The sequence below is a fragment of the Pedobacter sp. A2324 genome (genome assembly GCF_059693705.1).
The window spans coordinates 352,864-368,677 of sequence record NZ_JCASSK010000003.1 but is presented as its reverse complement, the minus strand read 5'-3'; the positions used below and the strand labels follow the sequence as shown (position 1 = coordinate 368,677).

12 protein-coding genes are annotated in these 15,814 nt (G+C 38.9%); 6 read left to right on the top strand and 6 right to left on the bottom strand.

Going from position 1 to position 15,814, the window contains the following annotated elements; all coding sequences use genetic code 11:
- Positions 1–15 precede the first annotated feature (15 nt).
- Together pruA and AC570I_RS10800 are read right to left on the bottom strand one after the other, a co-directional pair.
- On the bottom strand, positions 16–1,650 hold the full coding sequence (pruA, locus tag AC570I_RS10805) for an L-glutamate gamma-semialdehyde dehydrogenase (RefSeq protein WP_497405453.1): 1,635 nt from the start codon (positions 1,648–1,650) through the stop codon (positions 16–18).
- 89 nt (positions 1,651–1,739) lie between these two features.
- Positions 1,740–2,879, bottom strand: a complete 1,140-nt coding sequence (locus AC570I_RS10800; protein WP_497405452.1) for a sterol desaturase family protein — start codon at positions 2,877–2,879, stop codon at positions 1,740–1,742.
- Between the two features lie 196 nt (positions 2,880–3,075).
- Here AC570I_RS10800 and lpxK point away from each other — a divergent pair, with 196 nt between their 5' ends.
- From lpxK to AC570I_RS10785, 3 genes are read left to right on the top strand one after another with little or no spacing between them, the layout of a single operon-like run.
- Positions 3,076–4,140 (top strand): tetraacyldisaccharide 4'-kinase, encoded by a 1,065-nt coding sequence (gene lpxK, locus AC570I_RS10795; protein WP_047798734.1) that lies wholly within the window; start codon positions 3,076–3,078, stop codon positions 4,138–4,140.
- A complete protein-coding gene (locus AC570I_RS10790) occupies positions 4,112–4,927 on the top strand; it encodes a purine-nucleoside phosphorylase (protein WP_497405451.1) in 816 nt (271 codons plus the stop codon). The genes lpxK and AC570I_RS10790 overlap by 29 nt, the downstream gene beginning before the upstream one ends.
- A gap of 1 nt (position 4,928) precedes the next feature.
- Complete coding sequence (locus AC570I_RS10785) at positions 4,929–6,932, top strand: putative porin (RefSeq protein ID WP_497405450.1); 2,004 nt, start codon at positions 4,929–4,931, stop codon at positions 6,930–6,932.
- A 63-nt stretch (positions 6,933–6,995) separates the two neighbouring features.
- Here AC570I_RS10785 and AC570I_RS10780 read toward each other — a convergent pair whose 3' ends face one another.
- Both AC570I_RS10780 and AC570I_RS10775 read right to left on the bottom strand, forming a co-directional pair.
- Positions 6,996–7,733, bottom strand: a complete 738-nt coding sequence (locus AC570I_RS10780) for an outer membrane beta-barrel protein (protein WP_497405449.1) — start codon at positions 7,731–7,733, stop codon at positions 6,996–6,998.
- 245 nt (positions 7,734–7,978) lie between these two features.
- Positions 7,979–9,160 (bottom strand): asparagine synthetase B, encoded by a 1,182-nt coding sequence (locus AC570I_RS10775; protein WP_497405448.1) that lies wholly within the window; start codon positions 9,158–9,160, stop codon positions 7,979–7,981.
- A gap of 236 nt (positions 9,161–9,396) precedes the next feature.
- Between AC570I_RS10775 and AC570I_RS10770 the strand changes: the two genes are divergently transcribed.
- Together AC570I_RS10770 and AC570I_RS10765 are read left to right on the top strand one after the other, a co-directional pair.
- The gene (locus AC570I_RS10770) at positions 9,397–9,855 is read left to right on the top strand and encodes a peptidylprolyl isomerase (protein ID WP_047798729.1); all 459 of its coding nucleotides are present in this window, start codon (positions 9,397–9,399) and stop codon (positions 9,853–9,855) included.
- 148 nt (positions 9,856–10,003) lie between these two features.
- Positions 10,004–10,543, top strand: coding sequence for a DUF5606 family protein (locus AC570I_RS10765; protein WP_047798728.1), 540 nt, complete (start codon positions 10,004–10,006; stop codon positions 10,541–10,543).
- Between the two features lie 235 nt (positions 10,544–10,778).
- Here AC570I_RS10765 and rlmH read toward each other — a convergent pair whose 3' ends face one another.
- Positions 10,779–11,252 carry a 23S rRNA (pseudouridine(1915)-N(3))-methyltransferase RlmH gene (gene rlmH / locus AC570I_RS10760; protein WP_316799930.1) on the bottom strand — a complete coding sequence of 158 codons (474 nt, stop codon included), beginning with the start codon at positions 11,250–11,252 and terminating at the stop codon, positions 10,779–10,781.
- A 189-nt stretch (positions 11,253–11,441) separates the two neighbouring features.
- Here rlmH and AC570I_RS10755 point away from each other — a divergent pair, with 189 nt between their 5' ends.
- Complete coding sequence (locus tag AC570I_RS10755) at positions 11,442–13,256, top strand: MutS-related protein (RefSeq protein ID WP_497405447.1); 1,815 nt, start codon at positions 11,442–11,444, stop codon at positions 13,254–13,256.
- Here the strand turns inward: AC570I_RS10755 and AC570I_RS10750 are convergent, their stop codons facing one another.
- A complete protein-coding gene (locus AC570I_RS10750) occupies positions 13,257–15,797 on the bottom strand; it encodes a PKD domain-containing protein (RefSeq protein ID WP_497405446.1) in 2,541 nt (846 codons plus the stop codon).
- Between the last annotated feature and the right edge of the window lie 17 nt (positions 15,798–15,814).

Sequence of the window (15,814 nt, the reverse complement as noted above, 5' to 3'; positions counted from 1 at the left end):
TCAGAATATTTGTAATTAATCTTCTGCTAAAAACGGATAACGATAATCGGTTGGAGACTCGAAAACCTCTTTAATCGTACGTGGAGAAACCCAACGTAGCAGGTTAATCATCGAACCTGCTTTGTCATTTGTACCAGAACCTCTGGCACCACCAAATGGTTGCTGTCCCACCACTGCACCGGTACATTTATCATTGATGTAAAAATTACCTGCAGAGTTACGCAAAGCATGGCTGGCCTTTTCAATCGCATAACGATCTTGTGCAATGAAAGCACCAGTCAAAGCATATGGAGATGTGGTATCAATTACTTCTAGAATAGAATCGAAGTCTTTATCAGCATAAACATAAACCGTTAAAACAGGTCCGAATAGTTCTTCACACATTGTAGTGTATTTCGGATCCTCAACCACTAAAACAGTTGGCTCAATAAAATAACCTTTGCTCTTATCATAATTACCACCGGCAATTATTTCAACACCTTTGTCCTGCTTAGCCTGGTCAATGTATTTCGCCAGTTTATCGAATGAACGCTCGTCGATAACCGCATTAATAAAATTGGTGAAGTCTTCAGTACCGCCCATTTTAAATGAAGCGATATCACGCAGCATTTGCGATTTAATTTCAGGCCATAAACTTTCTGCTATATACACACGACTGGCAGCAGAACATTTCTGTCCCTGATATTCGAAAGCGCCGCGTACAATTGCCGTGCTTGCAATGTCAGTTTGTGCCGAAGGGTGAACAAGGATAAAATCTTTACCACCTGTTTCGCCAACAATACGTGGGTAAGATCTGTACTTATGGATATTTGTTCCAATCGTTTTCCAGATTTCCTGGAATACTTTAGTGGACCCTGTAAAGTGAATGCCTGCAAAATCAGGGTGATTGAAAATCACTTCACCTGTTTCAGGGCCATCTGCGTAAACTAAGTTGACTACACCATCTGGTAAACCAGCCTCGCGGAAAATTTCCATTAAAAGATTGGCTGCGTAAACCTGCGTATCAGCAGGTTTCCAAACCACAACATTACCCATCATAGCTGCAGACGCCGGTAAGTTAGCTGCAATAGCTGTAAAGTTGAACGGCGTTAAAGCGAAAACAAAACCTTCTAACGGGCGTTGCTCAACACGGTTCCAGCTGCCACGAGGAGATACTGGCGGCTGTTGCTTGTAAATTTCAGACATATAACTTACGTTGAAACGTAGAAAGTCAATCAGCTCACAAGCTGCATCAATCTCTGCCTGGTAAGCATTTTTGCTTTGACCCAGCATAGTTGCTGCATTTAATTTATAACGGTATTTTCCGGCAATTAAATCAGCAGCTTTTAAAAAGATCGCCGCTCTGTGTTCCCAAGCCAGGTTTTCCCAATCCTTTTTTGCCGCTAAAGCCGCATCAATTGCCTGGGTAATATGAGTTTTATCCCCAATGCTAAACTGGGCAAGAATGTGTTGATGATCATGTGGAGGAACGACCTTACCTTTTTTGGCTGTATGTACAGGTTTGCCACCAATATACATCGGAATGTCTTGCTGGTGTGAACGGGCTTCAGCAAGTGCTTCTTTCAAAAGGGCACGTTCTTTACTGCCAGGGCCGTAGTTTAATATAGGTTCGTTTACCGGAGTGGGTACGTTAAAAAATCCTTTAAGCATAGTGTATTTTTTATGAGTTGCGCAAAGATAGGGCTTTTTAACAGATGCAATTCTATTATTCTGTAAAGAAAATAAAGCAAACGTTTGTGTTACCTGTCACTGCGTTCTTCCATATTTAAATTCGTATCAAAGGGGCTTTTCGTAAACGGATATATCGTTTGTTTAACAAAGCCTTTTGGATATTCCGCCTCATGTACTCCGGTACCTGCAGGCCACTCTTTGCCGGGCAGATAGTACGTGCCGAACATCATGTCTATAAAAGGAAAGATCGATGCGAAATTATGTCCATAATATTTAGGATCCTCGCAATGATGCCAATGATGGTACTGTGGAGTAGTGAAAATATATTTCAGAAAACCAAAATTGATTCGGGTATTGGCATGGATTAATACAGCATGGATCGCAATGAATATGATGTAAATGTTAAATACCGTTGAAGAAAAACCCAGAATATACAATGGAATGAAGGTCATTGCACGCGTAAAAAAGATGTCGATAAAATGCGTTCGGCTGCCCGCCAGCCAGTCCATGTTTTGTGTAGAATGATGGATGGAGTGAAAGCGCCATAGCGAAACGCGGGTATGAAAAAACCGGTGCGCCCAATATTGAAATAAATCTGTCGTAAAAAAAGCTAAAAACAAAGCAACAATAAATGGTAACCCCTGTACCCATGTATGAAGCTTATCGAGTCCCATCCAGCCAAAAAATAAAACGGCCGGCTTTTGGGTAATAATTCCAAAAAACTGAATAAATAAATGGCTGATTACAAAATAGGTTAAATCGGTTCGCCACTCTTCATGGAATTTAGTCTGACTATCATTTTTCGGGAAAAATAGTTCAAGCGGTACAAAAATCGCTACCATTAACAGTAAGTCCAAAATCATCCAGTCCAAACCAAAATGCCAGGAAGATTTTGCAACATCCCTGCCTTCTACACTCAATGCGCCTAAAACAACAGCAAGTGCTGCCAGTGCAAAACCAGGCCATCCCCATTTTAGTTTTTTGCTAAGAATAATACTCAATGCAGCGAAGAAAAATGAAGCAATCACTCCGCCAAGCATAAGCGCTTCCATACTCTCTTTGGTATAAACCTCCCGGAATTCAGGTGTGGTCAACTTTTCCGGATAATGGAAACACAAAATCCCAAGTAATGCTAAAACAGCTAAAAAAATGGATATGTAGCCGCTTATCTGGCCCTGGCCAACTATTAAACGCTTGTTAGGAGACATAAGATAGAGTTTTGTTAATCAGCAATTATACCAAAAAACTTCCTTTGATTAACCCACTTAATTAAAAAACTACTCCACTTCAAAATCTTGAGATAATCAGACAAACATTTCCTATTGGATGAGGGTTGCTTTATAGGGCATCCCACTGGGCAATGCTTTTTTTTTAAATAATCTGTACTTTTGAAAACAACGAATTATGTTCCTTAATTATTTACGCCTTTTATTACTTCCTTTCTCGTTAATTTACGGCCTGGCCATTACCCTTCGTAAAAAGCTTTACGATTGGGGCCTGATGCGTTCAGTCAAATTCGATTTACCTGTAATATGTGTCGGCAACCTGGCTGTCGGCGGATCAGGAAAAACACCAACAACAGAATACCTGGTCAGGCTTCTTGCCAGTTATAAAATTGCAATTCTAAGCAGGGGATATGGTCGTACGACAAAGGGATTTGTTCTTGCCGATCACAATGCAACCGCCCTGACGATTGGCGATGAGCCTCTGCAATACTACCAGAAGTTCGATAATGTTACCGTCGCTGTTTGCGAAGACAGGGTAGCAGGCATTGAAAGGTTAAAAGAAAACCATGATTTGGTTATTCTGGACGATGCATTTCAGCATCGCGCAGTTCGGGCTGGGTTAAATATTTTACTTTTTGAATTCAGGAAACTGGGTACGCTACAGTTTTTACTTCCTGCAGGAAATTTAAGAGATGTTTTCTCTTCAAGGAAAAGAGCCGATGTATTACTGGTAACCAAATCCCCGGTTCCATTATTACATGTTGCCCAACAGGCATCAATAAATGAATTGCAACCCAACAATACACAAAAGGTATTACATTCCTACCTGAAATATGCCGATTTGCAGCACCTATATAACGAAGAGGAGAGTCTTCCACTCGATACAATCAAGGACTATGAAATTTTTCTGTTAACCGGAATTGCCAATCCTGCGCCACTTATCGAAGAACTTCAAAAGTATTCCGAAACCATTCATCATGAAGAATTTCCTGATCATTATGCATTTAAATCTGAAGACATAAAGCGGTTTAAAAAAGCATTTGAATCGGGTATCAAAAAAGAAAAAATCATCATCACAACAGAAAAGGATAGTAAGCGTTTAAAAGCTGCGGGATTTAAAGATTTACTGGTAAATTTACCCGTATATTTTTTACCCATCGAGGTTGAATTATTTGAAGAAGATAAGATTACCTTTGATGAACTTATTTTAAACTATGTTAAGAGCAATAGAAGAAACAGTTGAATATATTAAACGTAAAACCGAAAACTTCAAACCAGAAATAGGTATCATCCTGGGCACCGGCTTGGGTGGCTTGGTAAAAGAAATTGAAGTAGAGCATCAGTTGATGTATTCAAATATTCCCAATTTTCCAATCTCAACACTGGAATTTCATAGCGGTAAGTTGATTTTTGGCACCTTAAATGGAAAAAAGATTGTGGCCATGCAGGGTCGCCTCCATTATTACGAAGGCTATAGTATGCAGCAAATAACGTTTCCGATTAGGGTAATGAAGGGATTAGGAATTGAAAATCTGATTGTTTCCAATGCAGCAGGCTCATTAAATCACGAATTTAAAAAAGGCGATTTAATGATTATAGAAGATCACATCAATCTTCAGCCCGATAACCCCTTGAGAGGCTTAATTGAAAGTGAACTTGGCCCACGTTTTCCGGACATGAGTCAGCCTTACAAACGTGATATCATTTCTAAAGCACTGGAGATTGCTAAAAGTGTTGATGTGAAATGTCACAAGGGCGTTTACGTTGCGGTATCTGGTCCTAATTTAGAAACAAAGGCAGAATATAAGTATTTGCGTTTGATAGGCGCAGATGCTGTAGGCATGAGTACAGTTCCTGAAGTAATCGTAGCCAACCATGCAGGCCTTCCGGTATTTGCAATTTCTGTATTAACCGATGAAGGTTTTCCCGAAGATTTGCAACCATTTAACCTGGAAGAAATTTTAGAAGCAGCAGCCAGGGCAGAACCTAAAATGACTGAAATTTTAACCCGCCTAATTGCCGAATTGTAAAATGGGTAAGTGTTTTCAAATCTTATTTATAATCCTCTTACTTTCAGGTATACAGAAAACTTTTGCCCAGGATTTAAAAACTGATGTAGGAACGAACAAAGAGCTAGACTCTGTCCGCAAAAAATTAGACGGAGGAAAAGACTCTGTGGTATTTACAGCAAAATACATTCGTTTTACTAAACTCTCCCTTAGCAAAGACAGCATAGTATTACTTCCCCTTGACACCTCAACGGTAAATATTCAAAATTATAGTCCGCTACTACAGCCACTCCATCCAACCATAAACAATGGAAATATGGGCCTTGCGGCAAGGCCACTCTTGTATGAGCCAAGTAAACGGATAGGTTTCGACGCTGGGTTTCATTCATTTGATTATTATGCACTAACTCCTGAAGATATCATTTACTATCAGGCGCGTACGCCGTTTACAAGTCTGTATTTTATAAGTGCAGGACAAAAGGAGCAACTCTTCAGGGCCATCCATACACAGAATATAAAGAAGAACTGGAATGTCGGATTAAACTTCAATCGCGCTGATTCCCGTGGGTTTTATTCCCGGCAAAGGGGCGACAACCTAAATGTAGCAGTGTTCTCCTGGTATGAATCGCCAAATAAACGCTATAACATGTGGGCATCTGCTATCTTCAATACTATGAGAGGATATGAAAACGGATCTACACAAAAGACGACCATTTTTAATGATGACTATACCAAAATCAGCAGAGATGCAGAACCGGTTAGGTTATCCGATGCCCGCAACCTGTATAGGAAAAATACATTATTCCTAAAACAGACGTATTACGTAGGCAGAATAGACAGCACATCCAGCCAAATGAGCAGTGCTTTGCCAACAAATAAAATAACTTACACTTTAGAATACAATAATGATAGCTACGATTTCTATAAGACCGATGCGGATACCAGTCACGTGTTGCCACCGGGAATAAACAGCAATACCTATACCAACGATTCCACCCATGTTCAGCATTTAAAAAATGAATTCATTTATAGCTTCTTCCTCCGATCTAAAAATTCTGCAGTAATTAAGAACGAATTAAAAATTGATGCAGGGATTAGGCACGAATATTTTAAGCATCAGTTTATGGGAATTAAATCTGATGGAAACAATTATGAACAAAGCAATTTCGTTTATCAAAATGTAACCATCCTGGGGAATGCAGGCTATAGATTCAGTAGCAATGTTGATTTCAATCTGAATTTGCAACAGATTTTACAGGGAGAAAATGCAGGAGATTACCTTTATGAGGCTAAATCAAAAATCTTACTGAGCAAAGCAATTGGTCGGATTGAATTAGGCGCCTATACACAAAATCAATCACCTGCTGCCATCTATAACTATTACCATGGCAATCATTATCAATGGAATTACCAGGATTTTAAAAATACTAAAGTAAGCAACCTTTCTTTCAATTATGTAAATGACAGGATCGGACTTAATGCAGGGGCGAAATATTTCTTAACCAGTAATTACCTCTATTTTGCTTTAGATAATTCTGCTGGCTACAACTCAATTCTGCCAAAACAAGAAGGTATAGATATTAGCCTGATCAGAATTGATCTGCAAAAAAAATGGCGCTTCGGGCGGTTTGGATTGGAAAATTACATCGCTTATCAGAAAACGGACAATGAGGTCCTAAGAACTCCCGAATTTTATACCTACAATAGTTTATACTTCGAAAATACCTTTTTTAAAGTCCTCAAAGCCAACTTTGGATTTGATGTAAGGTACAACTCGGAATATGCCAACTATTATTATTCACCGGCGACATCACAATTTTATATCGATACCAATAATGCTACAGTACTAAGCTCCAAGCCTATTGTCGATGTTTTCTTCAAGGCGAACTTAAAACGGGCAAATATTTTTGTGAAATATGATTTTATTAACCAGGGACTTTTTCAAAAAGGATACTACACCGTCAACCGTTATCCGATGCAGGATGCACTCCTGAAATTTGGTGTAACATGGAACTTTTACGACTAATACCTCAAAAAAAAGCGCCGTTTTGATCGAATCAAAACGGCGCTTTTTAATGTCAGGACAGGACTAGAAAGAATATCCAACTGTAAATCCTAATACGCGGTTTGTTAATTTACCATCTCCCGATCTTGAGTCTTTAGGAACTAAGTTAGATAAGCCTAAACCGTAGTTCGCACCAACCAGAAAGCCAGAAGTTGTACGGTAAGCTAAACCAAAATTAGCACCAAATTCTGTACCACTGTAATTTTTATCTGTTTCTGTACCAAATGATAAATCATCCTCACTCGATGAATTTGTTACCGCAGAGGTATTGTTCGTATTATTACGAACGGTAGTAGTAGATTCTAACTTATTTTTACCCGACACATTAAACCCAACATATGGTCCTGCAGAAATTTGAACTGCACCAGCATCACCTGTAGGTATTCTGAACACTGCATTAACAGGCACTTCAATAGTCATTAAACTAGTCTTATTTGCAGATACAACTGTTGTGGTAGTATTACCAACTGTTAAAGCATTAGTGCTCTCAAACTTTGCACCCTTATTCTGCAATGATACTCCAGGTTGGATAAAGAAATTATTTCCTACACCGAAATCAGCAAACGCAGTCACGTTAAAACCAACGTTATCTTTCACGTTATCATTGAAAGCAGAGCTTCCATCAAAATCCGATGCATGGAATCTCGCTAAGTTTACCCCTGCTTTAATCCCAAATCTTGCATCAGAACCCGACATGGTATTTTGTGCAAAAGCACCTGTTGCTAATAAAATAACTGACGCACTTAATAATAACTTTTTCATAATATTTTTCTCTTAGGTAAAGAATCTTGTTTTTAAATTTCAGACTTCATGCCTGATTGTTAATTACAAGGCCTATATCCAAAAGCTGTGCCAAAGTATCATGTGTGTTACAATTAAAGTGTTTAAGCTGTTGATTTCCAGTATGGTTTTTAATGCTTTAACATTTTTTAACCATTCCCTTATCATTACCAGAAAAAGAATTTTTATTGTATAGTTATTAGGAATGCTACACGAAAAATCAAACACTAAGTCTTTTGAGGTTTCTTTTTGGCAGCTGGAAACAATACGTTATTTAAAATTAAACGGTAGCCGGGAGAATTCGGATGCAGGTTTAAATCCGTTGGAGGATCGCCTACTGCGTGTTGATAATCCTCTGGATCATGGCCCCCGTAAAAAGTAAACTGCCCTTTTCCAATCTCTCCATGCAGATACCTCACCTCGGCAGCACCTTTATTTTCTCCTAATACAGTAACACTCGTTTTAACCAGGCTCTTTTTAAATGCAGTGGTTTGTCCCATAAAGCCTTTAATCACCTTGTCGTGGTTTTGCGTAAGCATCGTCGGAACAAGGTCCCACTTCGCTGAGAAATCAAACAGCGTAAAGTAATCGTTGCTTTGATTTAAGCTCCTGAACTGTGTTACATCAATATCTGAAAATTCATAATTCATAGGATTATTATCCAGCTTAAAATTTTGAAAAGCCAGTGTTTTACCAAAATCCAGTTTAGACTGCGCGTTTGGGTCAGCGGCATCACCGTCAAACATCTGTGCACAGATATCCACACCTTCTGCAGCTAATGCAATATCAAAACTGTCGGTGCCTGAGCACATAGCAAACATAAAGCCCCCGCCAGCGCAATATTCTTTTATATGTTTAGCTACCGCGAGTTTCATTTCCGAAACCTTTTTATAGCCCATTTTCTTTGCCAAAGCCTCCTGGTTTTTCACATCCTCCTGATACCAGGTCGCATACCTGAAATTAGCCCAAAAGCGACCGTATTGACCTGTAAAATCTTCATGGTGTAAATGCAGCCAATCATATTTTATTAATTTGTCCTGTAAAATGTCGTCATCATAGATCACATCATAAGGAATTTCCGCATAGGTTAATACAAGGGTTACCGCATCATCCCACGGTAACTTACTTTTTGGCGAGTAAACCGCAATCTTAGGAATCTTTTCGAGTTTAACCATCTCCATATTTACCGATGGATCGCTGATCTCATTCAACAGGTTCACCACCTTTCCATCCGCCATTACCTCATACGAAACACCCCTGATCTTCAATTCGTCTTCGACAGTTTTGTTATATTTCACCAGAAAACTACCTCCCCGGTAATTTAACAGCCAATCTACTTCTGCCTGTTTACCTATTGCCCAATAAGCAATGCCATAGGCTTTAAGGTGATTCTTCTGATCCTCATCCATATAAATCAATAGAGATGAAGCACGGAGACCCAGCGAGCATAGCAAACAAAAAATAAGGATATAATATTTCTTTATCAAAATGGTAAATGCTTAAAGTACTAAAATACCGTATTTAAACTATTTAGAAAAATTTAAAGATGTTATAAGTTATACAATTTTGCTATTTTTGCCCTCTACTTTTTGAAATATACAATTGACATTGAGTAGAAATAATTTAATACCATTTAAAAATAGATATGAGTAAAGCAATAATAAAAACCGAAAAAGGTGATATGACTGTTGAGTTCTTCGAACAAGATGCTCCAAAAGCAGTTGCAAACTTTAAAAAATTAGCAAAAGAAGGATTTTATGATGGTGTAACTTTTCACCGTGTAATCCCTAATTTTATGGTACAGACTGGTTGCCCTAATTCGAAGGATGGCGCAACAGGAATGCCAGGAACAGGTGGCCCAGGTTATAAAATCGATTGCGAATTAGATGGTGAAAACCAATTTCACGATCGTGGTGTATTATCAATGGCACATGCTGGCCGTAATACAGGGGGATCACAGTTTTTCATTTGCCATAGCAGAGCAAATACGGCTCACTTAGATCGCAACCACACTGTTTTTGGTAAAGCAGTAGAAAATGTTGATCTTGTAGACGATATCCGTCAGGGTGATAAAATTTTAACAGTAGAGATTTTAGAAGACTAGAAGCAAGAAAGGGGAGGTGAGACCTAAACTTGAGCATTCAGCTGTAAGTTTAAAGTGCTTACTCACACAAATAATTAAAATAATAGATTTAGATGGCTGATGTGGGCATTGCTTATGGTCAGTTATAAAATCTCATATCTCAAAGCATATGAACTTAAGAGGAATTGTTGCCGTATCTGGCAGACCAGGTTTATTCAAACTGGTAGGACAAAATAAAGTAGGGTATATTTTAGAGAGCTTAGATGCTCAGAAAACTAAAATCGTAGCCAATATCACCAACACGAAGTTAGCTTCACTTGAAGACATTACCGTATATGGTGAAGAAGAAGAGATTAAATTGGCAAATATTTTCGAAAATATTACAGCTAAAGGTTCTACTCCCGATTTGAAAGAAAATTTACGTCCTTACTTCCTGGAAGTAGCACCTGGCCATGATCAGGAAAAAGTATATGCCTCTGATATGAAAAAAATCATTAGCTGGTATAACTTATTAAAAGAGTTACCTCTTTTTACTGAAGAAACGCCAGAAACTCCTGGAACACCGGCTGAAGTTAAATTATCAGAAGAAAAAGCTGCGGCAGATAAAAAGCCTAAGTCTTCTGCAACAAAAGCAGCAGGAGCAAAAGCAACAACAAAAACGTCTGCGCCAGCTAAAAAAGCAAGCATGACCAGTAAAAAAGGCGTTTAGGCTTATTCTACCGACAACAAACAACACCAGGCATCAGTCTGGTGTTTTTTGTTTTAAAAGAAATAGTAAATAACTGCTCCTACCCCTAGGGCAAGGATGATACTAATCCATAGAACTTTGTTGTTCCCGCTCTGATTACTTTTAAATCTGTAATCCCTTTTATATTTATTTAACATCGCTTTTCTATTTATGATGATTGATGGATCACAATTCCATACTTATTTAAAAACCAATGCTACGCATGATGATAGGGCTCACCTTTCAAAATACTAAAGCCTCTGTATAATTGCTCAACAAAAAACAACCGGATCATCTGATGAGAAAAAGTCATGTCAGATAAGGAAATCAAACCATTGGCCCTTTTATAAATACTTTCATCAAACCCATAAGGTCCGCCAATAATGAAGATCAAATGTTGAACACTTCCAATCATCTGTTTATTCAGATAATTGGAAAAATCTACTGAACTATATTTTTTCCCCTTTTCATCCAGTAAAATCACAACATCACCATTATTGATTTGTTTGTGTAACAATTCAGCCTCCTTAGCTTTCTGTTGTGCTTCACTTAAGTTTTTTACATTTTTAACATCTGGAATCGCTAAAAAACTAAAATTGATGTAATGCTTTAATCGGTTCAGATATTTATCAATCCCCTCTATTAAATACTTATCTTCGGTTTTCCCGATTGCAATCAAACTAATCCTCATCTGGTTGTCGATTTAAGAACTTCAAACTTAGAGAAAATCTGTTGTTTTCTTAAAATAAAAATGCGTGCCACCTAAAACCTTTCGTCTCTTTGCTATTTCGCGTTCACCTCCCCACTATCATTTACACCGCGAAAAATATCTTTTTAAATACCCATTGTTCTTATACCTTTGGGAATATTCCAGGAGAAAATGCCAATAACTAAATCAGAAATCATCACTGGTTACGAAGCTAAAATAAAAGCTGTCCAAACACAGATTATACAAACAAGGAAGCTGATTGACAATCTTTCACTAATCAGAATAGCTTTGTTTCTTTCCGAAATTTTCTTCTTCGTACTGCTGCTTAATTCGGCAGACAACATATGGCGTACATTCATTCAGATATTACTGCTCATTCCAGTGTTCATTTTTGTTTATGTTGTTCGAAAGCAAAGCATATTGGATAAAGAAATTGAGTATCAAAAACAATTACTCTGGATTTATCAAAACGAATTCAATATACTCAATAGTGGAATCAATGGGTATGATAGTGGAACCCAGTATGAATCTGAAACCCACCCGTACACCTCAGATTTGGATATCTTTGGCAAATCGTCCCTTTTTGCTTTGCTCAATCGGTGCAGCACCAAAATTGGGAACCATATTTTGGCTCAGAAACTCTCTGTTAAAAACAGGCCCGATGAAATTTTACAGCGCCAGGAAGCGATACAAGAGGTGAAGGAGAAAATTGAAAGTACTTTCAGCTTTAGGGCAAATCTCCATGGTCACGATGTAAATAAAATAGAAGAAATCAAAACGCAGTTAAAAAATAAACTTGGCGAACAGCTTAACTTTGTTCACAAAAGGGGCATAAACATTTATGTGGCATTAGTTCCCTATATTTCAGGGCTTCTAATCCTTGCGGCTATATTTCTGGGTAGCATTTTCTGGAAGCTGTTTGTGTTGCTGCTAATTGTCCACACAGGAGTAAATGTAATCCTGGGGGCCAAAGTAAACCTGGTCTTCTATAGTTTTGGAGGAGGCGCCAATCTGCTAAACAGCTATGCCAGTGCCATTCTTTGGACAGAAAACCAGCAGTGGAAAAGTCCCTATATCTCAAAACTCCTCAATTTAAAAACACCCGTAAGTCAGGAAATCAGAAGCCTATCCAAAGTAATTCAGCGTTTCGATGCACGATTAAATCTCATTGTCGGCGGAGTTCTAAACGGATTATTCTTATGGGATCTCAGATGTTGCATTAGCCTGCAGAAATGGCACCAGTCATCTTCTGGCGACGTTATTGACGCACTAAATCATTTAGGCGAATTTGAAGAATTGATTTCTTTTGCCACCACCGTTTATAATCATCCGGATTGGAGTTTTCCTGAAATAACAAACGAGTTTGCCCTTGAAGCAGAAAACATTGGCCATCCGTTAATCCCCGAAAATCTTAGGGTGGACAATGATTTCGCTGTAGATTCCCACTCTACAGTTGATATCATTACCGGATCCAATATGGCAGGCAAAAGTACATTCCTCCGTACGTTGGGAATAAATATGGTGTTAGCCTATTCGGGCGCGCCTGTTTGTGCTGCGAAAATGAAGTTGTACGTGTTTTCAATCGTTACTTACATGCGTATCAAAGACTCGCTCAATGAGAGCACGTCAACTTTTAAAGCTGAGCTAAACAGGTTAAAAATGATCCTGGAAAATGTAGTGACAGATAACGACACTTTCGTATTAATAGATGAGATGTTAAGAGGCACTAATAGCCGTGATAAATATCTGGGATCAAAGGTCTTTGTTGAAAAATTAATGGAACAGAAAACACCTGCACTCTTTGCCACCCACGATTTGCAGCTTGCCGATTTAAAAGAAAAACATCATCCCGACCTGAGAAATTTTCATTTTGATATCTCTTTTACAAACGGTGAAATGAAGTTCGATTATAAACTTAAACACGGCCCTTGTACTACCTTTAATGCCGCCATCTTGTTAAAGCAAATTGGATTGTCACTGGATTAGTTATCTGATCAGTGTAACAGAACCCGAAAATCTAACTGCAGTTCCATTTAAATTGATACCGTTGATAAGATAATAGTAAACACCAACTGGTAATGGGTTCCCTTTATAGTCGCCTTTCCAATTATCAAAGATGCTATCTGCAGAAAATACCTGGGTACCCATTCGGTTATAAATTTGTAAATGATACTTCTTTAGATTCGTGATGCCCACATTCAACTCATCATTTATACCGTCTCCGTTTGGCGAAAAAGCATTCGGAACGAATATAGAAGCTGATCCTTTGATCGTTAAATCACCTTGCGTTACCGAATCAAAACATCCGTTATTCGAATAGGCAGTAAGAGTAATTCTATAAGTTCCTTCAGCCTGATAAATGTGATTTGGATTTTCACTCGTCGAATGGAAGCCATCCCCAAAATCCCATAAATAATAGTCGCTATAGCTCGAGCTGTTTTTAAATCTGATTTCTGCTGGCACCGCAAATTTCACATTGAAACCCGGCTCAGTAGTAAAACTGGCGACCGGAATCCTGGCAATCGCCGGAATAGTAATACTCGCAGGAATGGAAATGCAACTCCCTGATGTAAGGGTCACTTCGTACAAGCCCGCCACATTAAAATTATTAACAGGTATGGAAATGCTACTAGTGCTATCGGCAAAATTATTCGGGCCTGTCCATCTGTAAACAATACCCTCCAGTTTAGGTACTGACAACCTAATGGTATCATTTAGGCAAAATGCTTCCTGATTAGAAATGATTTCAGGTTTTTCCGGCCTCTGCTCAACCATAACCTCTTGGGAAATTATGGATGTACATCCGTTGTTACTTTCTGCGGTAAGCGTAATGATCTTTTTCCCTGTCGAAAGAAATGAAATCTCCCTTCCGTCATTGGAAAGGTTTACGTTACTTTTTATTTCGGAACCCAGATCCCATTTTAGCCTGGCATATCCGGTAGATTGGTTAGTAAATGTATAACTCTGGCCCGGTTCGCATCTGTTGTTAACGGTAATTGAAAATGCAGCCTTCGGGAGTAAATCAACAGATAAAACTTCAACAAAGTTGGTTTCACTGATACAATCACCAACCTGAACATAAAGTTCATATTTTCCGATATTTGCAGCACCAGTCATCGGGAGCATTGGATTTTGTTCCATGGAGTTAAATCCATTTGGTCCCGACCAGTGGTACGTGGCCAGATCCAGAAAGGGGGTTGAAAGTTGCAATGTATCTCCTTCGCATAGCGTTAAATCACTAGCTGAGATGACTGGTTTATCCGGTGTTTTGGCCACAATGATTGTTTCAGTCGTGATGACATTACATTTGTTAAAACCCTCAGCTTCTAAAATTACCGTTTTTTGTCCTGGTGTATTATAAGTAATCGTAAATGGTCCTTCTCCTGTAGCACTTTGTAAGCTGGCACCTTCACCAAATGACCATTTTAACGTTTTATAGTTGCTTGCCTGTCCGCTGAAAATGTAAGACTGGTTATCAGTACATGGCCTCAGCTTTTCAACCTGTATGTGGGCAGCCGGACCTGCAAAATCTGCACTGCCGCCAAACTCCACTGTAAAGCCATTATTTCCGGGAGAAAAATTGTCAATAAGCAACGCGTAAGTATGTCCCTCAATCAAATCAACGTACTTTACCAAACCATTCTGTCCCGGCACACATCCTGCAGATTCACTTAAGTCAGTTTCTGTCATGCTTAGTCCGGTTTTGTAATAAGAAGGACTACAATTCGTCCCACTTCCCGATGCGCACCGAATGGCATTGGAAGCGTTTACCTTGCTGCAATCACCGTCCACACCCAAATCATAAAATATCCAGTCAATATCATTTGAAGTAACAGTAGGGGTAATCAAAAACGTAAAGTCTCCACCTTTAGAGGCTTTAAACATATACCAGGCAGAGTTTGATTCCTGGCCCAAACATGTGCCTGCAGATTCAGTATTGTTTAACCCGGCACCGCTTACATTTAATTGCGTAAAGGTTTCCTTCGAGCACAACAGGGAAAAAGTCCCACAGTCCTGCCCGGGTTGAATAGGTGCCGTATAGTTATCCAGACAGAGCTTAAAGGTTCCTGTATTGTTATTCAGGGCACTTACCCTAACATAATAAACATGATTTAGCTTTAGCGTGCCCACGTACAAAGAGGTTACGTTACTCGAGGTCGCCACTGTACCCGGTGTTTCCAGGAGGTTTTGATTTAACTCGTCTTCAGTGTAAAGAGCTACCAAAGGGCCGCTCAAAGTATTTGGACTTGTAGTGTTAACCTGTCCGCTTACGCTGATATTTACAGCATATTTAGTAGCAGTAAATTTAAACCATACATCATTTCCTGTAGCCGCCCAGTTCATCGAACGCTGCTGAAAGCTGGGAGTCGCCTCCATGTTGTTATATGCTGCATCTCCACTGCAATAACCACTTGTATTGGATATAGTCATTGCATTTGCCAATTCATCATTAACTGGCGGAGCAAGTCTGGCACATACGGCTAAACCACTTGTTACGATCAGAAGGAAAAAAAACAGAAAGCGCATAAAGTAAATCTATAAAA

Coding starts and splice junctions, on each gene's coding strand:
- AC570I_RS10750 (WP_497405446.1), bottom strand. CDS start 15,797: ATGCGCTTTCTGTTTTTTTTCCTTCTGATCGTAACAAGTGGTTTAGCC.
- AC570I_RS10755 (WP_497405447.1), top strand. CDS start 11,442: ATGCCAATAACTAAATCAGAAATCATCACTGGTTACGAAGCTAAAATA.
- pruA (WP_497405453.1), bottom strand. CDS start 1,650: ATGCTTAAAGGATTTTTTAACGTACCCACTCCGGTAAACGAACCTATA.
- lpxK (WP_047798734.1), top strand. CDS start 3,076: ATGTTCCTTAATTATTTACGCCTTTTATTACTTCCTTTCTCGTTAATT.
- AC570I_RS10770 (WP_047798729.1), top strand. CDS start 9,397: ATGAGTAAAGCAATAATAAAAACCGAAAAAGGTGATATGACTGTTGAG.
- AC570I_RS10800 (WP_497405452.1), bottom strand. CDS start 2,879: ATGTCTCCTAACAAGCGTTTAATAGTTGGCCAGGGCCAGATAAGCGGC.
- AC570I_RS10775 (WP_497405448.1), bottom strand. CDS start 9,160: ATGGATGAGGATCAGAAGAATCACCTTAAAGCCTATGGCATTGCTTAT.
- AC570I_RS10790 (WP_497405451.1), top strand. CDS start 4,112: ATGTTAAGAGCAATAGAAGAAACAGTTGAATATATTAAACGTAAAACC.
- rlmH (WP_316799930.1), bottom strand. CDS start 11,252: ATGAGGATTAGTTTGATTGCAATCGGGAAAACCGAAGATAAGTATTTA.
- AC570I_RS10785 (WP_497405450.1), top strand. CDS start 4,929: ATGGGTAAGTGTTTTCAAATCTTATTTATAATCCTCTTACTTTCAGGT.
- AC570I_RS10780 (WP_497405449.1), bottom strand. CDS start 7,733: ATGAAAAAGTTATTATTAAGTGCGTCAGTTATTTTATTAGCAACAGGT.
- AC570I_RS10765 (WP_047798728.1), top strand. CDS start 10,004: ATGAACTTAAGAGGAATTGTTGCCGTATCTGGCAGACCAGGTTTATTC.